We start from the raw sequence: 19,807 nt of genomic DNA on the forward strand, positions 1-19,807 counted from the left end.
GCGCCTCCCGCGGCCCCGCCGACCCCGGCAGCCCCCGCGCCGCCGCCGGTCCCACCGCCACCGGCAGCACCCGCGCCACCCGCCCGAGCGGCGGGCCCGCCGCCCCCGGCCCCCTCGCCGCGCTGCGCCCCCGCCTGCCCTCCCCGTTGGAGGAGGTCGTGGACGAGCGCTTCGAGCGGTACGGCGTGCGGCTGCTGCTGAAGCGGGACGACCTGATCCACCCGGAGCTGGTGGGCAACAAGTGGCGCAAACTCGCCCCGAACCTCGCCGCCGCCGACGGCCGCCCGGTCGTCACGTTCGGCGGGGCCTACTCCAACCACCTGCGCGCCACGGCCGCCGCCGGGCGCCTGCTCGGCCTGGCCACCGTCGGCGTGGTGCGCGGGCACGAGCTGGCCGGCCGCCCGCTCAACCCCTCGCTGGCCCGCTGCGCGGCCGACGGCATGCGGCTGCACTTCGCCGACCGCGCCGCCTACCGTCACAAGGCCGAGCCCGGGACGCTGGCGGCGCTGTTGCGCGCGGCCGGCGCCGAGGACGCCGTGGTCGTCCCCGAGGGCGGCAGCAACGCCGCCGCCGTCCGCGGCTGCCGGGCCCTCGGCGAGGAACTGTCGGGCCACGCCGACGTGGCCGCCCTGGCCTGCGGCACCGGGGGCACCCTCGCGGGGCTCGCGGCGGGCTTCACCCCGGGGCGCGTGATCGGCGTGCCCGTGCTCAGGGGCGGTTTCCTGGGGGAGGAGGTCCGGCGGCTCCAGGAGGACGCCTTCGGCGGGCCGCGCGGCGACTGGAGCCTGGACGAGCGTTTCCACTGCGGCGGCTACGCGCGGACCACCCTGGCGCTCGACGCCTTCGCCGACGACTTCGAACGGCGCCACGGAGTGCCCCTGGAGCGCGTCTACGTCGCCAAGATGCTCCTCGGACTGCTCACAATGGCCCGCGAGGGCGCCTTCCCGCGCGGGACGTCGCTGGCGGCGGTCGTCACGGGCGGACCCTTCCCCCGACGAGGCCCGCTCTCCCCGAAGAGCCCCCGTTGACAGCCCCGCCACCAGGCCACTGCCGGGACCGGACCGGACCGAGCCGCTGCCGGGGCCGGGGCCGGGGCCGGGCCGAGCGTCTGCCGGGACAAGGCCGGGCCACTGCCAGGACGAGACCGAGCCACAGCCGGGACGAGCCCGCGCCGATGAGCCCCCGTCTCGTCCCGTGGGCCCTCATCCCGCCTCCCGGTACGCCGCCGCCTCCTCCAGGTCGAGGCGGCGCAGCAGCGTCCTGAGCATCTCGTCGTCGATGTAGCGGGCGTCCCGCAGCCGGACGAAGACGTCCCGCTCGGCACCGATCATCTCGCCGGCGAGCCGCCGGTAGGTGTCGTCGGCGGACTCACCGGTGACCGGATTGGTCTGCCCGAGCCGTTCCCAGACGGCGTTGCGGCGCTGTTCCATGACCGAGCGCAGCCGGTCGGCGAGCGGCCCCGGGAGTGCGTTGCGCTCGTCGGCGAGGAGGTCGTCCAGGCGCTGTTCCGCGGCCCGGGAAGCCTGTGCCTGGGCGTTCGCCTCCGCAAGCGTGTCCGCCTGGACGTCCCGGCCGGGGAAGTTCAGCAGGCGGATCAGCGGCGGCAGGGACACGCCCTGGACCACCAGGGTGCCGATGACCGTGGTGAAGGTCAGGAAGAGGATGAGGTTGCGTTCGGGAAAGGGGCCGCCGCCCTGCACGGTGAGCGGGATGGAGAAGGCGATGGCCAGCGAGACCACGCCCCGCATGCCGGCCCAGCCGATGACGAAGGGCACCTTCCAGCCGGGGTCCTCCTCCCGTTCGCGGATCCGGGCGGAGAGCAGCCTCGGGACCAGGGTGGCCGGAAACACCCACACGAACCGGGCCACGGCGACGATCAGGAAGAGGACGACCGCGTACCAGACGGCGTCGGTCCCGTGGTAGGCGCCGAGCCCCCTGAGGACCACCGGGAGCTGGAGCCCGATGAGGGCGAAGACGGCCGACTCCAGCAGGAAGGCGACCATCTTCCACACGGCCTCCTCCTGGAGGCGGGTGGCGAAGTCGACCTCCCACGCGCGGTGGCCCAGGTACAGGGCGACGACGACCACGGCGAGCACCCCGGAGGCGTGCACCTGCTCGGCGACGGCGTAGGCGACGAACGGGATGAGCAGGGAGAGGGTGTTCTGCGGCAGGGCGTCCGTGACGTGGGTGCGCAGCCAGTGGATCGGCACCATCAGCACCAGTCCGACGCCGACCCCGCCGATCGCCGCGAGCAGGAACTCCACGATCCCGCCGGCCCAGGTGGCGCCCTCCCCCACGGCGGCGGCGAGGGCCACCCGGAAGGCGGTGATGGCGGTCGCGTCGTTCACCAGGGACTCGCCCTGGAGGATCGTGGTGATCCGGGAGGGCAGGCCCACCCGGCGGGCGACCGCCGTGGCGGCGACGGCGTCCGGCGGCGCCACCACGGCCCCGAAGACCAGGGCCGCGGTCAGCGGGAGGCCGGGCACGATCAGGTAGGCGGCCCAGCCGACCACGAAGGTGGCGAAGAGGACGTAGCCCACGGAGAGCAGCGCGACCGGCCGGAACTGGGCTCTGAGGTCCAGGTAGGAGCTGTCGGTGGCGGCCGTGTACAGCAGCGGGGGCAGCAGCAGCGGGAGCACCACGTGCGGGTCGAGGGTGTACCGGGGGACGCCCGGCAGGTAGCTGACCGCGAGCCCGGCCGCCACCAGGAGCAGCGGCACCGGCACCGGGAGGCGCCGGCCGGCCGCGGCGACCGCCGCGCTGCCCGCCACCAGCAACAGCAGCGGCATCACGTCCATCGTCCTCGCCCGCCCTCGCCCGTCGTGCCGTCCCTGCCGGCCCCGCCATCCCTGCCGGTCCCGTCGGCCCGTCCCGCGCCACCGGCCCCGCCCGCACCGCCGGCGGGGCCCGCACCGTCCGGGCCGCCCCGCCGATCCTGCCCTCCGCGCCGCTCCCGTCCGGTGCGCCCGCCCGGCCGGTCCCGTCCCCGGTCCGCGGATCTCGCCCGTCCGGCGGGGTCCCGGCGGGCCGGCCCGCCCGCCGGCCGGCCCCGGCGGGTCCCCCGGCCGCCCCACGCGGCGCCCGCTTCCGCGCGGTCACCGGGGGACCCGTCGTAACCTGGCCAGCATGAGACAGTGCACGCACGCGGACACGCTGCCGCACCCGGAACCCGCGCCGCGGACCGAGACGTGCCCGGAGTGCCTGGCCGAGGGAACGGACCCGGTGCAGTTGCGGCTGTGCCTGGTCTGCGGTCACGTCGGCTGCTGCGACTCCTCGCCGCAGCGGCACGCGACCGCGCACTTCACGGAGACCGGGCACCCGGTCATGCGCACCCACGAACCCGGGGAGAGCTGGCGCTGGTGCTTCGTCGACCACGTGCTCGTGTGACCTCCGGCCGGGACGGTTCGACCGTCTGAGGGCTGGGTACGTCAATGCGGCGCGCGCTCTTCCGATTTGGGCCCGCCACACCTCTAGCCACTGTGCGTACGCATGTGTTTACCATGAGTGACGGCACGGGGTTGGGGTCTCGCGGACAGGACCGTTCGGAGCGCGATAACGTCACCGCTGAACCACGTATCGCGTTACCCCGGGGGGCGGCCCTCGGCTCCGTAGCGCTTGTTCCACCTTGGAGGTGAGGGTGTCCCAGATCGCAGGCGAGCCCGCGACCCAGGACTTCGTCGAAGTCCGGCTGCCGGCCGCGGGTGCCTACCTGTCGGTGCTGCGTACGGCGACGGCCGGTCTCGCGGCGCGTTTGGACTTCACCCTCGACGAGATCGAGGATTTGCGCATCGCGGTCGACGAGGCCTGCGCGATCCTGCTCCAGCAGGCCGTGCCCGGCTCGGTGCTCAGTTGCGTCTTCCGCCTCGTCGACGACTCGCTGGAGGTCACCGTATCGGCGCCGACCACGGACGGTCACGCCCCTTCCCGGGACACGTTCGCCTGGACCGTCCTGTCCGCCCTCGCCGGCAAGGTCTCCTCCGCCGTGGACGAGGACAAGACCGTGTCGATCAGCCTCTACAAACAGCGCGGCGCGGGACCCGGGCCGACGTGAGGAACGGGGACGGGCCGGTGCGGGACGAAGAGCGCGGCACACGGGGGGTTCCGGCCGGGGGCGCACGCCCTCCGGACGAGGCCCGGCGCATGGGGGAGGGCATCGACGGCATCCCCGAGCAGGCCCGGCCGCATCCCGAGGACGACACCTCCACGGGGGCCGTCGGAGCGGGCGGAGGACGGGCGGCGGAGGACGCCGCCGCACCGAGCACGCCCGCGGGCGGGCACGACGGGGGCGGCCCCGTCCGGCCGGTCCGCGCGGAGGCGGAGGCTCGGGAAAGGGTGACGGGCGGGACGATGAGCGAGCACGAGAGGCACTCCGGGGACGCGGCGCCGGCGGCACGCGCCGGCGGCACGCGGCACGATCCGCAGGACCGCAGCGGGGCGCGGGCGCTCTTCGCCGAGCTGCGCACGCTGGAGAAGGACAGCCCCGCCTACGCGGAGCTGCGCAACCGGCTCGTCCGCATGCACCTGCCGCTCGTCGAGCACCTCGCGCGCCGCTTCCGCAACCGCGGCGAGCCGCTGGACGACCTCACGCAGGTCGCCACCATCGGGCTGATCAAGTCGGTCGACCGCTTCGATCCGGAGCGCGGGGTGGAGTTCTCCACCTACGCGACCCCGACGGTCGTCGGCGAGATCAAGCGGCACTTCCGGGACAAGGGCTGGGCGGTGCGCGTCCCGCGCCGGCTCCAGGAACTGCGGCTGTCGCTGACGACGGCGACCGCGGAGCTGTCCCAGTTGCACGGCCGCTCCCCCACCGTGCACGAACTGGCCGAGCGGCTGGCGATCTCGGAGGAGGAGGTCCTGGAGGGCCTGGAGTCCGCCAACGCGTACTCCACGCTGTCCCTGGACGTGCCCGACACCGACGACGAGTCGCCGGCGGTCGCGGACACCCTCGGCGCCGAGGACGAGGCGCTGGAGGGCGTCGAGTACCGGGAGTCGCTCAAGCCGCTCCTGGAGGACCTGCCGCCGCGCGAGAAGCGCATCCTGCTGCTGCGCTTCTTCGGCAACATGACCCAGTCGCAGATCGCGCAGGAGGTCGGCATCTCCCAGATGCACGTGTCGCGGCTGCTCGCCCGCACGCTGGCGCAGCTACGGGAGAAGCTGCTGGTCGAGGAGTAGCGGCGGGCGGTTTCCCCGGGCTCCGGGCCGGTACGCGGCCCGGTGCGGGCGGGCCCCGGCGCCCACCCCGCGTCGCCCGGGAGCCGCGGCGCTCACCTGTCCGCGTTGCCGGGGCCCCGGATGCCGAGCGCCTTCGTCGTCGCCGGGTTCAGCAGCAGGACCAGCGCGGTGACGGACACCACGGCGAGGGCGATGCCCGCCGGGATGGCCACGCTGTCCGCCTGGAGCAGGCTGTAGGCGACCGGCAGCGCCATGATCTGCGTGATGACGGCGGGGCCGCGGCTCCAGCCGCGCCGGGCGAGCAGCCCCCGGGCGGCGAGCAGCGGCAGCAGGGCGAGCACGATCAGGGTGACACCGCCGGTGAGAGCCGAGGTGCGGTCGTCGGGGTGGCCGACGAGGCCGCCCACGAGCATCCAGGCGCCGCCGACGACCAGGGCGAGCCCCTCCAGCGCGGCGAGCGCCGCCGCGGCGGTCAGCCGGCCGGGCCGGGCGTCGGCGCCCGCGGCCCCCTCGGCGGCGTCCGGGGCGGCTTCGGGGCTGGGGGTCTGCTCACTGCTCACCCCTGAAGGGTAGCCCCCGCCCCACGGCGGGCCACGGCCCCCGCGCCCGGCCCGCCCGCGCTCCGGCGCGGGCCCCGGTCCGCCCTCGGGCTGGGCCGGGGTACCACCCAGTAGGTACCCTGCACCCCATGCGTGCACTTCTCGTGGTCAACCCGGCGGCAACCACCACGAGCGCGCGTACGCGCGATGTGCTGATCCACGCGCTCGCCAGCGAGATGAAGCTGGAGGCCGTCACCACCGAGTACCGCGGCCACGCGCGCGACCTCGCCCGGCAGGCGGCGCGCGGCGACGACATCGACCTCGTGGTCGCCCTCGGCGGCGACGGCACCGTCAACGAGGTCGTCAACGGCCTGCTGCACGCCGGGCCCGATCCGGACCGGCTGCCCGGCCTCGCCGTGGTCCCCGGCGGATCGACCAACGTCTTCGCCCGCGCCCTCGGCCTGCCCAACCACGCCGTGGAGGCCACCGGCGCCCTGCTGGACGCGCTGCGCGAGAGCCGGGAACGCACCGTCGGACTGGGTCTGGCCTCCGGCACCCCGGGCACCGACGACGAGGGCGTGCCGGCCCGCTGGTTCACCTTCAACGCCGGGCTCGGTTTCGACGCCGGGGTGGTCGGCCGGGTCGAGCAGCACCGGGAGCAGGGCCGCAAGTCCACCCACGCCCTGTACGTGCGCCAGGTGGTGCGTCAGCTCATCGGGGAGCCGCATCGCCGCCAGGGGATGATCACGCTGGAGCGGGCCGGTGCCGAGCCGGTCACCGATCTGGTGCTCTCCATAGTCTCGAACACGTGCCCCTGGACGTTTCTGGGCAATCGCCCGATCTACGCGTCGCCTAAAGCCTCGTTCGATACCGGGCTTGACCTCTTCGGCCTCAGCCGCCTGTCGACGGCCGCGGTTGCCCGGTATGGCACCCAGTTGCTCACTTCGTCCCCCGAGCGCGGACCCCGGGGCCGGCATGCGGTGTCCCTGCACGATCTGACCGAGTTCACCTTGCATTCGAAGGCGCCACTGCCCCTCCAGATGGACGGTGACCACCTGGGGCTGCGTACCAGCGTGACGTTCACAGGCGTACGCCGGGCACTGCGTGTGATTGTGTGAGCAGAAGCGGCGAAAGTCCTTTCACTCGAACGTTTAGGCCAGGGTCCACCCCATGGAAGTACGGCTGTGACCTAGTCGACACCGAAGAATCAAAAAAAACTTTCCGGAAGGGGTTGTATCCGCCGCTGAGGTTTGCGAGTCTCTACGTGGCGATCGGGACGGCCCGCAACACCGGCCCCCACAGATCACCAGAACCCCTCTTCAAACCACAGGACTACGCCAGGGAACCTGGCGGTAGCCCCTTCACTTGTTGAGGGATTCGTGAAAGCGTTCACATTCACAAGCACCCAGCACGTAATACCAAGGAGAGGTAGCAGCCATGGACTGGCGTCACCGCGCCGTTTGCCGCGAGGAAGACCCCGAGCTCTTCTTCCCCATCGGCAACACCGGTCCCGCGCTGCTGCAGATCGAGGAAGCCAAGGCCGTCTGCCGTCGCTGCCCGGTGATCGAGCAGTGTCTGCAGTGGGCGCTCGAGTCCGGTCAGGACTCCGGCGTCTGGGGTGGTCTCAGCGAGGACGAGCGCCGCGCGATGAAGCGCCGTGCCGCCCGCAACCGGGCTCGTCAGGCTTCCGCCTGACCAACCACCCCTGCTGACAGCCTGAGCTGGGCGGCGCGTACAGCGAGTACGCAACTCCCGCCCCCGAGCCGCAGCGCGCAGTATCCCCGATGCTCCCGAGTTCTCGTCTCGTCCGAGCAGGGGACCCACGCACGGGCAACTGGCCCCGGACCGTCAACGGTCCGGGGCCTTTCGCTCGTCCGGGGACACGTGCCCGTCGGGGGCTTCCTCCCGTCAGGAGCCCTCTTCCGCCGGGAATCCCTCCGGGAGCCCGGTCACGGCCCCTCCGGGAACCCCTCGAGTGCCGACGTGCGGGGCCTCCGCCCCTCCCCCGCTATTTCCGCGGCGGCACCGGGATGTCGAGGATCACCTGGGTGCCGCGCTCCGGCGCCGGGACCATGTCGAAGGAGCCGCCCAGCTCGCCCTCGACCAGGGTGCGGACGATCTGGAGCCCCAGGTTGCCCGAGCGGTGCGGGTCGAAGTCCGCGGGCAGGCCCACCCCGTCGTCCTGGACGGTGACGAGGAGCCGCGCCTCCCGGCTCGTGCCGCCCCGGACCGCGGTGACCTCGACGGTGCCGGTGTCGCCCTCGCGGAAGCCGTGCTCCAGCGCGTTCTGCAGCACCTCGGTCAGCACCATCGACAGCGGCGTGGCGACCTCGGCGTCCAGGATGCCGAAGCGCCCGGAGCGCCGGCCCGTGACCTTGCCCGGCGAGATCTCGGCCACCATCGCGACCACCCGGTCGGCGATCTCGTCGAACTCCACCCTCTCGTCCAGGTTCTGAGACAGCGTCTCGTGCACGATGGCGATCGAGCCGACCCGGCGCACCGCCTCCTCCAGCGCCGCGCGGCCCCGCTCGGACTCGATGCGGCGGGCCTGCAGCCGCAGCAGCGCGGCGACGGTCTGGAGGTTGTTCTTCACCCGGTGGTGGATCTCCCGGATGGTGGCGTCCTTGGTGATCAGCTCGCGTTCCCTGCGGCGCAGCTCCGTGACGTCGCGCAGCAGGACCAGGGAGCCGATGCGCGTCCCCTTGGGCTTGAGCGGGATGGCGCGGAACTGGATCACCCCGCCGCGCGCCTCGACCTCGAAGTCGCGCGGCGCCCAGCCGCTGGCCAGCTTGGCGAGCGCCTCGTCCACCGGGACCCGGGACGGGGCGAGTTCCGCCGTGGTCTCGCCGAGGTGGTGCCCGACCAGGTCGGCGGCGAGCCCGAGGCGGTGGTAGGCGGAGAGGGCGTTGGGCGAGGCGTACTGGACGACGCCGTCCGCGTCGAGCCGGATGAGGCCGTCGCCGACGCGCGGCGAGGCGTCCATGTCGACCTGCTGGTTCTCGAACGGGAAGGCGCCGGCCGCGATCATCTGGGCGAGGTCGGAGGCGCTCTGGAGGTATGTCAGCTCCAGCCGGCTCGGGGTGCGCACGGTGAGCAGGTTGGTGTTGCGCGCGATGACGCCGAGGACGCGTCCCTGGCGGCGCACGGGGATGGACTCGACCCGGACCGGGACCTCCTCGCGCCACTCCGGGTCGCCCTCGCGCACGATCCGGCCCTCGTCCAGGGCGACGTCCAGCAGGGGCCGCCGGCCGCGCGGCACGAGGTGGCCGATCATGTCGTCCTGGTACGAGGTGGGGCCGGTGTTGGGCCGCATCTGGGCGACGGAGACGTACCGGGTGCCGTCACGGGTGGGGACCCACAGCACGAGGTCGGCGAAGGAGAGGTCGGAGAGGAGCTGCCACTCCGAGACCAGCAGGTGCAGCCACTCCAGGTCGGATTCGTCGAGGAGCGTGTGCTGGCGTACGAGTTCGTTCATGGAGGGCACGGGCCGAGCGTACCCGCCGGCGGGAACGGCGACGGGAACCGGCCGGTCGGCGGCTGTTTCCGGCCAGGCGGCGCGGCGGGGCCGGCGCCGAGCCGGGTCCGGGGGCGCGGAGACCGGGCGCCCGTGCGGAGCCGGCCCGGCAGTGGGGCGGTGACCTGGGCGTGGCGGCGGTCCGGCAAGGGGAGACGGCCGGAAGCGGAGCCGGCCCGGCGGCAGGAGAGGCCCGAGGATGCAGGCGGCCCGGCAAGGGAAGGCGGCCCGGACGCGGCCCGGGGACGCGGGAACAGCCGCGGGCCGCGGCGCCTGGGAGGGACCCTCGACCCTCCCGGCACCGCAGCCCGGAGCACCATCGGCCGGGGGTGTGCGGTCCCGTTCGGCCGAGGGGTGAGGAGCCGGGCAGTCAGGGCAGAGAGCCGCGGTTCCTCGGTCCGCCCTCCTGTGCGGGGAAGGCGGACGTCCGATGTTCGGTGTGTGCGGTCGGCGTGCGTGCCGTCGTGGCCATTGTGGACTAGACCACTGCGGGTGTCCATGCGGCGGACCCTCTTTGTCCGCGCCGCCTTCGGACCCGGCTCTCCGACGGCCGGACGTCCGGCAGAAGCCTAACCCGCCGGCCCGGAAAAGGGGGCCTGCGAGAGGTCCGGCGAGACGGCGCCGGCCCGGAGCGCGTGCGGGCGCCACCGCGCCACCGCGCCGCCCCACGCCGCCCCACGCCACCGCGCGCGCCGGCGCGAGAAGGCGCGCGAGGACGGCGCGAGGGAGGGAGCGGGAAGGCGGGGCGGCAGGGCCGGGCCCAGTCGACGCGAGGGCAGGGTGGGGGCGGGGCGCGGAACACCGGCGGCGCCGGTGCGCGGGGGTGTCGGAGCCCGGTGTTCCCGTGGCCCCCTCTGTTAGATTGGTCTAAACCACATCGTCCTCGGGTCCCCGCCTCCGGGCCCGGCGCCCCGAGCCCTTTACCCTCGGGACGCACGGCATCGGAATCCGTGGTCCGCACCCGCACCGCCGGGGCCGGGCACCGGGTGGGTCCCTCTCTTGAAACGGCAGGCCAGCGTGGAAGTTGTCATCGTTCCGGACGCCAAGGCAGGCGGCGAACTCGTGGCCGAGGCCATGGCGCGGTTGCTCAGGCGCAAGCCCGACGCCCTGCTGGGGGTGGCCACCGGCTCGACCCCGCTGCCGGTGTACGAGGCGCTGGCGGCGCGGGTGCGCTCGGGCGCGGTGGACGTCTCCGAGGCGCGGATCGCGCAGCTCGACGAGTACGTCGGGCTGCCCGTGGACCACCCCGAGTCGTACCGCTCGGTGCTCCGGCGCGAGGTGCTGGAGCCGCTCGGGCTCGGGGCCGACGCGTTCCTCGGCCCCGACGGCTCGGACGAGGACGTGGTGGGCGCCTGCGCGTCGTACGAGAAGGCCCTGGCGGCCGCCGGCGGCGTGGACTTCCAGCTCCTGGGCATCGGCACCGACGGGCACATCGGCTTCAACGAGCCCTGCTCCTCGCTGTCCTCGCGCACCCGCATCAAGACGCTGACCGAGCAGACCCGCGCCGACAACGCGCGCTTCTTCGACGGCGACGTCGAGCAGGTCCCGCACCACGTCATCACGCAGGGCGTGGGCACCATCCTGGAGGCCCGGCACGTGGTGCTGCTGGCCACCGGCGCGTCCAAGGCCGACGCGGTCGCCGCGAGCGTGGAGGGCCCGCTGGCGGCCGTCTGCCCGGCCTCCGCGCTGCAACTGCACCCGCACGCCACGGTCGTCGTCGACGAGGCCGCGGCGAGCAAGCTGACGTACGCCGGCTACTTCCGGTACTCCTTCGCGCACAAGCCCGACTGGCAGGGCATCTGACCGGCGCCCCGCGCCCGGTACGGCCGAAGGCGCCGGCCCCCTCCGCAAGGGGGCCGGCGCCTTCGCGCGTGCCGCGGGCGTACGGGGGTCACACCCCCGCGATGACCTCCGCCGCCGCCCTGCCGCACACCCGGGCCGCACCGTGGGTGGCCACGTACAGCGCGCCACGGGGCTCCGCCCGGGGCACGCCCATCTCGACCACGACGGTGTCGGGGCGGGCCGCCAGGAGGGCCTCCAGGGCCTGGGTCATCCACGGGTGCCGGTGCTCGTCGCGGACGACGGCGACCACCCGGCGCGATCCGGCCGCCGCGAGCGCCTCGCGTCCGGCGTCCGGCCCGGTGAAGCCGCCGGTCTCCGTGCCCGGGACCAGCCGGCCCAGCTCGGCCGCGACGCCCCAGGGCGTCTCGTGGCCGACCGCGATGTTGGCGACCGGCGTGAAGGCCGCCACGTACGGTGCCGCGGTCAGCGGCGTGTAGCCCTCGGCGCCGGTGACGCGCAGGGCGCGGCGGGCCGCGCGCAGGCCCACCTCCGGGTCGCCGGCGTCCGTGTCCGTCCGGCCGGCCGCGGCCCGCGCGGTCCAGTCGGCGAGGTCGCGCACGCGCCGGGCCGCGTCGGCCAGCCGCTCCTCGGGCAGTTCGCCGGAGCGCACGGCGGCGACCAGGGCGTCGCACAGCCGCCGGACGGTGTCCTCGTCGGCGAGCCCGCCGCCCACGCAGATGGCGTCGGCGCCGGCCGCGATGGCCAGGACGCTGCCGCGCTCGATGCCGTAGGCGTCGGCGATGGCCCGCATCTCCATGCCGTCGGTGACGATCAGGCCGTCGAAGCCGAGGTCGCCGCGGAGCAGGTCGAGCAGGATGCGGCGGGACAACGTTGCCGGACGCTCCGCGTCGAGCGCGGGCACCAGGATGTGCGCGCTCATCACGGCCCTGCTGCCGGCGGCGATGGCCGCGCGGAAGGGCTTGAGGTCCCGCTCGGCGAGGACCTCGGCGTCCACGTCGATGCGGGGCAGCGCGTGGTGGGAGTCGACGGCGGTGTCGCCGTGGCCGGGGAAGTGCTTGGTGCAGGCGGCCACCCCCGCCGACTGCAGCCCGGTGACGTAGGCGGCGGTGTGGCGGGCCGCCAGGTCGGTGTCGGCGCCGAAGGAGCGCACGCCGATCACCGGGTTGTCGGGGTTGGAGTTGACGTCGGCGGACGGCGCCCAGTCGAGGTTGACCCCGCAGGCCACGAGCCGGCGGCCCAGTTCGGCGGCCACCTCCCGGGTGAGGACCACGTCGTCCACCGCGCCCAGGGCGTGGTTGCCGGGGAAGGAGGAGCCGTCGCGGACCTCCAGGCGCGTGACGTCACCCCCCTCCTCGTCGATGGCGACCAGCACGTCCTCGCGTTCGGCGCGCAGTTGCGCGGTGAGCGCGGCCAGTTGTCCGGGCGAGGTGATGTTCCGCCCGAACAGGCCGACGGAGGCCAGTCCCTCGCCCAGCCGGCGCAGCAGCCAGTCGGGGGCGGTGGTGCCCTCGAAGCCGGGCTGGAGGACGGTCAGCGCGTCGCGGGTGAGCGTGTCGGTACCGCTGGCGAGCGTCGTCATCGGTGGCGTTATCCCTTCACTGCGCCGGAGGTGAGACCAGCGGCCATCTTCTTCTGGACGATCATGAAGAACGCGACGACCGGGATCGCGATCAGCGTCGAGGCGGCCATGAGCGCCCCGTAGTCGGTGCCGCGCGAGGTGGTGAAGTTCATGAGCCAGACGTTGAGCGTGTACTTGTCGTTGTCCTGCAACACGATGTAGGCGAGCAGGTACTCGTTCCACGCGTTGATCAGGGAGAAGATCGAGGCGGCGGCGAGGCCGGGGGCGAGCAGCGGGAAGATCACGCGCCAGAAGGCGCCCATCCGGGTGCAGCCGTCGACCATGGCGGCCTCTTCGAGCTCCAGGGGGATGTTCACCACGAAGCCGCGGATCATCCAGGTGGCGAACGGCAGCGTCGAGACGAGGTAGATGACGATGACGCCCCAGTACTCGTTGACGGCGCCGAGGTCGTTGAGCTGGATGTAGAGGGGGATGAGCATGGCCGTCGGCGGCAGGAGCTGCACCACCAGCAGCACGATCATGAAGATCTTGCGGCCGCGGAAGCGGAAGCGTCCGATGGCGAAGGCGGCGATCGTGGAGAGCACCATCGCGCCGAGCACGGCGGTCACGCAGATGATGAGGCTGGACTGGATGGCGCTGCCGAAGTTCGGCGCGTTGATGGCCCGGCTGAAGTTGTCGAAGGTCAGGGAGGTCGGCCAGAGCTTCTGGTCGTAGGAGCGGATCTCCGCGTTGGGGCGCAGGGAGCTGACGACGAGCCAGTAGACCGGGAAGGCCATCACGAGGAAGGCGACGACTCCGACGGCGTTGTACAGGTGCCGACTGCGCTTCTTGCGGTCGGGGCGGTAGCCGGGCGCCGTGGCGCGGGGGGCGGTCGTGAGGCTCACTCGACCTCTCCGATCTTGAGCAGCTGGCGCAGGTAGTAGACGGCCACGCCGGACAGGAGCAGCACCGTGATCAGGGCGATGGCGGCGCCCTGACTGAAGGAGTTGGACTCGAACGCCTTCTCGTAGGAGTAGAGGCCGAGCAGGTTGTACTCCTTCTCGGGCTTGTTGCCGCGCATCAGGAAGACCTGGCCGAAGACGTTGAAGTCCCAGATGACGGAGAGCGTGGCGACCATCTGGAAGACGGGCTTGATGACCGGCCAGGTCACGTAGCGGAAGACGCCGAGCCGTCCGGCGCCGTCGAGCTTGGCGGCCTCCTCCAGTTCGGAGGGGACCTGGGTGAGCGCGGCGTAGAGGGTGACGGCGACGAACGGGATCGCGCCCCACACCACCACGGCGCCGATCATGAGGAAGCCCTGCTTGGGGTCGAGCCACCAGTTGTGGCCCTGGAAGTCGAAGCCCAGGTACTTGGTCAGCACCATGTTGGCCACGCCGTAGTCGGAGTCGGCGAACCAGCGGAAGATCGAGGTGGCGACGAGCAGCGGCAGGGACCAGGCGGCGATGAGGGCGCCGGTCAGCAGCAGGCGTACGCCCTTGCTCATGCGCTGCATGGCGTGGGCGAGGAAGAGCCCGATGGCCAGGGTGGTGACGACGCAGACGACCATGAACAGGACGGTGCGCCAGACGACGTCGTAGAACTCGCCGTCGCCGAGGATGTTGGTGAACTGCTCGAAGCCCACCCAGTCGGCGGCGTCGCCACTCCACAGTTCGCGCCGGCCCACGTCCTGGAAGGACATGATCACGGTCTTGATCAGGGGCCAGACGAACACCGCGGCGATGGCCACGACCGCCGGGGCGATCAGCAGGTAGGGCAGGAGTGGACCGTTGGCCCACCCGCTCTTCCGGGGTGCGGACGGCGCCGGCCCGTCGCCGTCGGGCGCCCGCGGTACGGACACCTCCGGGCCGGCTGTCTTGATGTCGGCGGCACTCACTGTGCGGGCCTTCCGTTCGAAGGGTTCTGCGTCGGGCGGGCGGCCGGCGGCCCGAGGGCCGCCGGCCGCCTCACCGGCCCGGTCCGGCCGGGGGCCGGACCGGGCACCGGAGGTCGGCGAGGGTGGTGCGCCTCGGTCAGGAGACCTCGTTGATCAGCGAGTTGATCTCCGCGTCGGCAGCCTTGGTGGCGTCGGCGACCGACTTGCCCTTCAGGATGTCGAGCAGCATGATCTCGAGCGTTTCCTTCTTCTCGATCGCGGCCCAGCCGGGGGCGATCGGGGTGAACCAGGCGTCGGGCACCGCGTTGGCGCTCGCGGCGGTCTCCGGCTTGTTCTTCAGCGGTTCGAGCTGCTTGGTGTTGTTGGGGAGGATGTCCTTCTCGGCGAGGGCGGCCTGGGCCTTCTCGTTGGTGAAGAGGGAGATCCACTCCTGCGCCAGGTCCTGGTTCTTGGACTTGGCGATGGTGGCGAGGTCGGAGCCGCCGATGAAGGAGGGCAGGGTCTTGCCGTTCGGGCCGGGCATGCCCGCGGTGGCGATCTTGTCCTTCAGCTTCGGGTTGCCGCTGTTCTCGGAGTCGACGACGCTGCCGGCCTCCCAGCCGTTGCCGTAGAGCAGGGCCGCCTTCTCGTTGGCCATGACGTTGGCGTGGTCCTGCTCGTCCTTCGTCTGGTCACCGTGGTTGTACTTCTTGACCAGGTCGACGAAGTGCTGGATGCCCTTCTGCGCCTCCGGCGTGGAGAGGGCGCCCTTCCACTCCTTGCTGCCCTCGTCGTAGGTGGCGATCTCGCCGCCGTACCCGGCGACGTACGACATGGCGGCGTACCAGTAGCGGCCCGGCAGGTACAGCGACGAGAAGGCGTTGTCCTTCTTGTACTTGTCCTGGACCTTGTCGAGCGCCTTGAACAGTTCGTCCTCGGTGGCCGGCAACTGGTCGGAACCGGTGCCTTCCTTGAACATGTCCTTGTTGTAGATGGCGACGCGGGCGCCGGCGTAGTACGGGACGCAGTAGAGCTTGCCCTCGTAGGAGCAGGTGTCCTTGAGGCCCTCGATCCACGTGTCCGAGTTGTCGTACTTCTTGGCGTCGATCTCGCCGAGGGCACCGTTGAGGATGTAGGTCATCGTCTCGGTGTTGCCCAGCTCGACCACGTCGGGGAACTTGTCGCCGGACAGCGCGGCGTCGAGCTTCTTGGTCTTGTCGCCCCACTGCTGGTACTGGACGTTGACCTTGACCCCGGGGTACTTCGCGTTGAAGTCGGCGTTGGTCTGCTTGACCAGCTCCGGCCAGCTGCTCTGGGCGTCCACCATCAGCCAGACGGTGAGGTCGCCCTTGCGGTCCTTGGGGTCCTGCTTGGACGCGTTGTCGTCGGAGCCCCCGCACGCCGCGATGGATGCCATCATGCCCGCGATACCGATCGCGGCTATCAGCTTGCGCTTCACGCCACCCTCCTCAGGGATGCCACAAACCCCCCTGCCTCCCTGCGGTCGAGCGTGAACGCGTACCGCTCCTGGGGCCGGGACTGGACCAATGGTGTAGACCAGCACGGGGAGCTTGGCCCAGACCAATAGGGCTGTCAAGGGTGATCAGGCGCGCTCCGGGCGTCCGTGATGCGACCGAGATATGCAGGGACCTTTCATTCCCCAAGGGACAGTTCGGACAGACCGGGGTCACGTGTCGGCCCCGCGGCGGACGGGTGGACCACCGCCCTCCCCACCACCGGGAACGACAGCCGGAAGCCCGTGATATGGACTAGACCAACGGGGGGCGCGCGGGTATACAGAGGGGATCACGGAGCGTGCCGGACCGTGCCGGTGCGCGGCCGTGCCACGATGTGCACCGTGGCCGATGAGGGACGTCGGTCGTTTCGGGACCCGGAGCCGGGAAGGCAGACCATGAGCACCGACGTCAGCAGTGCGGAGAACGAGGGCGGGGCGAGCGTCCGTACCGCGCGCGTGCCCAAGTACTACCGACTGAAGAAACACCTGCTCGACATGGTCCGGACCCAGGCACCGGGCACCCCGGTCCCGCCCGAGCGCACGCTCGCCGCGGAGTTCGACACCTCGCGCACCACCGTGCGCCAGGCGCTCCAGGAACTGGTCGTGGAGGGCCGCCTGGAGCGCATCCAGGGCAAGGGCACCTTCGTCGCCAAGCCCAAGGTCTCCCAGGCGCTCCAGCTCACCTCGTACACCGAGGACATGCGGGCGCAGGGCCTCGAACCCACCTCGCAGTTGCTGGACATCGGCTACATCACCGCCGACGACCGGCTCGCCGGGCTGCTGGACATCACCGCCGGCGGCCGGGTGCTGCGCATCGAGCGGCTGCGCATGGCCAACGGGGAGCCGATGGCCATCGAGACGACCCACCTGTCGGCGAAGCACTTCCCCGCGCTGCGCCGCTCCCTGGCGAAGTACACCTCCCTCTACACGGCGCTCGCCGAGGTGTACGACGTCCATCTCGCCGAGGCCGAGGAGACCATCGAGACCTCGCTGGCCACCCCGCGCGAGGCCGGGCTGCTCGGCACCGACGTCGGGCTGCCGATGCTGATGCTCTCCCGGCACTCGCTGGACCGCTCCGGCCGCCCCGTGGAGTGGGTGCGGTCGGTGTACCGGGGCGACCGCTACAAGTTCGTCGCCCGGCTCAAGCGCCCGCAGGACTGAGGGAGTTCGACCGGCCGGCGCCTGTCGCCGGCAGGCCGGCGACCCGTCCGGGGCCCGTCCGCACCCCCACCCGGACGTGGTCTTCCGCCGGCCCGGGGCCGTCCCCTACATTTTCGTGCGCACCGCACCAGGTGATCACGAGGGGACGGAGCCCACCGTATGCCAGATTCCCCGCACACCGACCGCGCGCCGACGGTCACACCGTCGCGCGTCGTCATCGGACTGTGCCTGCTCGCACCGTTCGTCGCCATGCTGTGGGTCGGCTCCTACGCGAGAGTGGACCCGGCCCTCTTCGGCATCCCGTTCTTCTACTGGTACCAGATGGCGTGGGTGCTCCTGTCCACGGCGCTGACGGCGACCGCGTACACGCTCTGGCGGCGCGACCAGCGCGCGCGGGGCGCCCGCACGGGCGGTGGTCCGCGGTGAACGGCGGCGTGAACGTCGTCGCGCTCGTCGTCTTCGTCTTCTTCTTCGCGCTCGTCACCGTCCTCGGCTTCGTCGCCGCGCGCTGGCGGCGGGCCGCGAACGAGCACAGCCTCGACGAGTGGGGACTGGGCGGCCGGTCGTTCGGCACCTGGGTCACCTGGTTCCTGCTCGGCGGCGACCTGTACACGGCCTACACCTTCGTGGCCGTCCCCGCCGCGATCTACGCGGCGGGCGCGGCGGGCTTCTTCGCGGTGCCGTACACGATCCTGGTCTACCCCCTGATCTTCACCTTCCTGCCCCGGCTGTGGTCGGTCTCCCACCGGCACGGCTACGTGACGACCTCGGACTTCGTGCGCGGCCGGTTCGGCTCCAAGGGCCTCTCGCTGGCGGTGGCCGTCACCGGCATCCTGGCGACGATGCCGTACATCGCGCTCCAGCTCGTCGGCATCCAGGCGGTGCTGGACGTGATGGGCGTCGGGGGCGGCGAGGACACCCACTGGTTCGTGAAGGACCTGCCGCTGCTGATCGCCTTCGGCGTGCTGGCCGCGTACACCTACTCGTCGGGGCTGCGGGCGCCCGCGCTGATCGCCTTCGTCAAGGACACGCTGATCTACCTGGTGATCGTGGTGGCGATCATCTACATCCCCGTCAAGCTGGGCGGCTTCGACGCCGTCTTCGCCAAGGCGGGCGCGGCGTTCGAGCAGACCGACCCGGCCACCGGGCAGCCTCGGGGCGCGCTGGCACCCGGCGAGGCGGGCCGGTGGACGTACGCCACGCTGGCGCTCGGCTCGGCGCTCGCGCTCTTCATGTACCCGCACTCGATCACCGCGACGCTCTCCTCGCGCAGCCGCGAGGTGATCCGCCGCAACACCACGATCCTGCCGCTGTACTCGCTGATGCTCGGCATGCTCGCCCTGCTCGGCTTCATGGCGATCGCCGCCGGGGTCCGGGTGAGCAACGGGCAACTGGCGATCCCGCAGCTCTTCGAGGACATGTTCCCGGACTGGTTCGCGGGCGTGGCGTTCGCGGCGATCGGCATCGGCGCGCTGGTCCCGGCGGCCATCATGTCCATCGCCGCGGCCAACCTGTTCACCCGCAACATCTACCGGGACTTCATCCGGCCGGACGCCACGCCGCACCAGGAGACGCGGGTGTCCAAGGTGGTGTCGCTGCTGGTGAAGGTGGGCGCGCTGGTCTTCGTGCTGGGCATGGACAAGACGGTCGCCATCAACTTCCAGCTCCTCGGCGGCATCTGGATCCTGCAGACCTTCCCGGCGCTGGTCGGCGGCCTGTTCACCCGCTGGTTCCACCGCTGGGCGCTGCTCGCCGGATGGGCGGTGGGCATGGTCTACGGCACGGTCGCCGCGTACGGGGTGGCCTCGCCGACGCAGAAGCACTTCGGGGGCTCGGCGAAGGAGATCCCGGGCATCGGGGAGATCGGCTACATCGGGCTCACCGCGTTCGTGCTCAACGTCCTCGTGACCGTGGTGGCGACGGTCCTGTTCAAGGCCGCGGGTGCCCCCGAGGGCGTCGACGAGACCCGCCCCGGCGACTACACGGCGGACGTGGGCGATCCCGGCGTCGAGGCGGAGCTGCCCCCGGCCACGGCGGAACCGACACGCTGACGGCAAGACGAAGGGCGGGGCCGAGGGCCGCCGGGCGTGTCGGGGGGCCTTCGGAACGCCCCGGGGCGGGCCGGCTCGGCGTGCCGGGCCCCTCGGGTTGTCCGCGGCGAACCGGCCCGGCGCCTCCGGGGCCGGTTCGGCGTGCCGGCCCGACGCGGTCGGCGTGCCGGGGCGCCGTGCTGCGGGGACGGGCGCCTGCCGGGCGTGTCCCCGGGGCGCCGACGGCCGTACGGGCGCGTCCGCCGGACGCCCGCGGAAGGCCCCGTGCCCGGGCCCGGGCAAGCCCGTCGGCCCGGTCCGAAGCCCGCCCGGCGGCGGGCCCGGGGGTGTCCCGGACGCACGGTCCGGGGGTCACTCTACTCACCCCGCGTCGCCCCTCCGATACCAGCCTGACACAACATCTGGGGGTGCTCCCGGGGCCTGGCACAAGATGTATGCTCATGCTCGCTGTCGCCGCAGGGGAATCCGGTGTGAATCCGGAACTGTCCCGCAACGGTGTACTTGTGCGTGTTCGCGTGGCCCGCACAGGCTTCAGTCCGAGGACCTGCCGACAGTGCGCCCCGGCCGTCCGGCCAGGGTGCCATGACGTCCGGGCCTCGTGGAATGGGCCGGTGGACGCG

The 19,807-nt window shown here is 72.5% G+C and carries 17 protein-coding genes and 1 riboswitch; of the genes, 10 read left to right on the forward strand and 7 right to left on the reverse strand.

Going from position 1 to position 19,807, the window contains the following annotated elements; translation table 11 throughout:
* The first annotated feature begins 122 nt into the window (after positions 1-122).
* Positions 123-1,028 (forward strand): pyridoxal-phosphate dependent enzyme, encoded by a 906-nt coding sequence (locus VM636_RS09940; RefSeq protein WP_053914605.1) that lies wholly within the window; start codon positions 123-125, stop codon positions 1,026-1,028.
* Positions 1,029-1,202: 174 nt separating this feature from the next.
* On the opposite strand, the gene VM636_RS09945 is transcribed toward VM636_RS09940, so the two are convergent.
* A complete protein-coding gene (locus VM636_RS09945; protein ID WP_053914575.1) occupies positions 1,203-2,798 on the reverse strand; it encodes a Na+/H+ antiporter in 1,596 nt (531 codons plus the stop codon).
* 328 nt (positions 2,799-3,126) lie between these two features.
* Between VM636_RS09945 and VM636_RS09950 the strand changes: the two genes are divergently transcribed.
* The 3 genes from VM636_RS09950 (at position 3,127) to VM636_RS09960 (ending at position 5,172) form a co-directional block, all read left to right on the forward strand.
* The gene (locus VM636_RS09950; RefSeq protein WP_030421686.1) at positions 3,127-3,387 is read left to right on the forward strand and encodes a UBP-type zinc finger domain-containing protein; all 261 of its coding nucleotides are present in this window, start codon (positions 3,127-3,129) and stop codon (positions 3,385-3,387) included.
* Positions 3,388-3,637: 250 nt separating this feature from the next.
* Entirely contained in the window at positions 3,638-4,051 is a 414-nt protein-coding gene (locus VM636_RS09955; RefSeq protein ID WP_003973726.1) for an anti-sigma regulatory factor, read from the forward strand.
* 17 nt (positions 4,052-4,068) lie between these two features.
* Positions 4,069-5,172, forward strand: a complete 1,104-nt coding sequence (locus VM636_RS09960) for an RNA polymerase sigma factor SigF (protein ID WP_199809418.1) — start codon at positions 4,069-4,071, stop codon at positions 5,170-5,172.
* Between the two features lie 92 nt (positions 5,173-5,264).
* Here the strand turns inward: VM636_RS09960 and VM636_RS09965 are convergent, their stop codons facing one another.
* The gene (locus VM636_RS09965; RefSeq protein WP_053914576.1) at positions 5,265-5,732 is read right to left on the reverse strand and encodes a hypothetical protein; all 468 of its coding nucleotides are present in this window, start codon (positions 5,730-5,732) and stop codon (positions 5,265-5,267) included.
* Between the two features lie 128 nt (positions 5,733-5,860).
* Between VM636_RS09965 and VM636_RS09970 the strand changes: the two genes are divergently transcribed.
* Positions 5,861-6,829 (forward strand): diacylglycerol kinase family protein, encoded by a 969-nt coding sequence (locus VM636_RS09970; protein WP_030421689.1) that lies wholly within the window; start codon positions 5,861-5,863, stop codon positions 6,827-6,829.
* A gap of 319 nt (positions 6,830-7,148) precedes the next feature.
* On the forward strand, positions 7,149-7,406 hold the full coding sequence (locus tag VM636_RS09975) for a WhiB family transcriptional regulator (RefSeq protein ID WP_029383210.1): 258 nt from the start codon (positions 7,149-7,151) through the stop codon (positions 7,404-7,406).
* A 313-nt stretch (positions 7,407-7,719) separates the two neighbouring features.
* Here VM636_RS09975 and VM636_RS09980 read toward each other — a convergent pair whose 3' ends face one another.
* Positions 7,720-9,186, reverse strand: a complete 1,467-nt coding sequence (locus VM636_RS09980) for a PAS domain-containing sensor histidine kinase (RefSeq protein WP_030421690.1) — start codon at positions 9,184-9,186, stop codon at positions 7,720-7,722.
* A 1,056-nt stretch (positions 9,187-10,242) separates the two neighbouring features.
* Here VM636_RS09980 and nagB point away from each other — a divergent pair.
* A complete protein-coding gene (nagB, locus tag VM636_RS09985) occupies positions 10,243-11,028 on the forward strand; it encodes a glucosamine-6-phosphate deaminase (protein WP_053914577.1) in 786 nt (261 codons plus the stop codon).
* 88 nt (positions 11,029-11,116) lie between these two features.
* On the opposite strand, the gene VM636_RS09990 is transcribed toward nagB, so the two are convergent.
* The 4 genes from VM636_RS09990 to VM636_RS10005 all read right to left on the reverse strand — a co-directional run bounded on the left by VM636_RS09990 (position 11,117) and on the right by VM636_RS10005 (position 15,918).
* Positions 11,117-12,607: a glycoside hydrolase family 3 N-terminal domain-containing protein gene (locus tag VM636_RS09990; protein WP_030421692.1), complete on the reverse strand. Its 1,491-nt coding sequence runs from the start codon at positions 12,605-12,607 to the stop codon at positions 11,117-11,119.
* 8 nt (positions 12,608-12,615) lie between these two features.
* Entirely contained in the window at positions 12,616-13,491 is an 876-nt protein-coding gene (locus VM636_RS09995; RefSeq protein WP_030421693.1) for a carbohydrate ABC transporter permease, read from the reverse strand.
* Positions 13,488-14,480 (reverse strand): sugar ABC transporter permease, encoded by a 993-nt coding sequence (locus tag VM636_RS10000; protein ID WP_030421694.1) that lies wholly within the window; start codon positions 14,478-14,480, stop codon positions 13,488-13,490. The genes VM636_RS09995 and VM636_RS10000 overlap by 4 nt, the downstream gene beginning before the upstream one ends.
* Before the next feature lie 136 nt (positions 14,481-14,616).
* Positions 14,617-15,918, reverse strand: coding sequence for a sugar ABC transporter substrate-binding protein (locus tag VM636_RS10005; RefSeq protein WP_030421695.1), 1,302 nt, complete (start codon positions 15,916-15,918; stop codon positions 14,617-14,619).
* Between the two features lie 453 nt (positions 15,919-16,371).
* Between VM636_RS10005 and VM636_RS10010 the strand changes: the two genes are divergently transcribed.
* The 3 genes from VM636_RS10010 (at position 16,372) to VM636_RS10020 (ending at position 19,187) form a co-directional block, all read left to right on the forward strand.
* Positions 16,372-17,136, forward strand: coding sequence for a GntR family transcriptional regulator (locus tag VM636_RS10010; protein WP_030421696.1), 765 nt, complete (start codon positions 16,372-16,374; stop codon positions 17,134-17,136).
* 159 nt (positions 17,137-17,295) lie between these two features.
* On the forward strand, positions 17,296-17,562 hold the full coding sequence (locus VM636_RS10015; RefSeq protein ID WP_030421697.1) for a DUF3311 domain-containing protein: 267 nt from the start codon (positions 17,296-17,298) through the stop codon (positions 17,560-17,562).
* Entirely contained in the window at positions 17,559-19,187 is a 1,629-nt protein-coding gene (locus VM636_RS10020) for a sodium:solute symporter family protein (RefSeq protein WP_107091426.1), read from the forward strand. The genes VM636_RS10015 and VM636_RS10020 overlap by 4 nt, the downstream gene beginning before the upstream one ends.
* Before the next feature lie 427 nt (positions 19,188-19,614).
* A riboswitch (cobalamin riboswitch) is annotated at positions 19,615-19,754 on the forward strand.
* Positions 19,755-19,807 lie beyond the last annotated feature (53 nt).

It is taken from the genome of Streptomyces sp. SCSIO 75703 (genome assembly GCF_036607905.1).
In the GTDB taxonomy this organism is placed as follows: domain Bacteria; phylum Actinomycetota; class Actinomycetes; order Streptomycetales; family Streptomycetaceae; genus Streptomyces.

Excerpts from the sequence above, each read along its gene's own strand:
- VM636_RS09945 (WP_053914575.1), bottom strand. The coding sequence starts at position 2,798 with ATGGACGTGATGCCGCTGCTGTTGCTGGTGGCGGGCAGCGCGGCGGTC.
- VM636_RS09950 (WP_030421686.1), top strand. The coding sequence starts at position 3,127 with ATGAGACAGTGCACGCACGCGGACACGCTGCCGCACCCGGAACCCGCG.
- VM636_RS09970 (WP_030421689.1), top strand. The coding sequence starts at position 5,861 with ATGCGTGCACTTCTCGTGGTCAACCCGGCGGCAACCACCACGAGCGCG.
- VM636_RS09975 (WP_029383210.1), top strand. The coding sequence starts at position 7,149 with ATGGACTGGCGTCACCGCGCCGTTTGCCGCGAGGAAGACCCCGAGCTC.
- VM636_RS09980 (WP_030421690.1), bottom strand. The coding sequence starts at position 9,186 with ATGAACGAACTCGTACGCCAGCACACGCTCCTCGACGAATCCGACCTG.
- VM636_RS09990 (WP_030421692.1), bottom strand. The coding sequence starts at position 12,607 with ATGACGACGCTCGCCAGCGGTACCGACACGCTCACCCGCGACGCGCTG.
- VM636_RS10010 (WP_030421696.1), top strand. The coding sequence starts at position 16,372 with ATGAGCACCGACGTCAGCAGTGCGGAGAACGAGGGCGGGGCGAGCGTC.
- VM636_RS10015 (WP_030421697.1), top strand. The coding sequence starts at position 17,296 with ATGCCAGATTCCCCGCACACCGACCGCGCGCCGACGGTCACACCGTCG.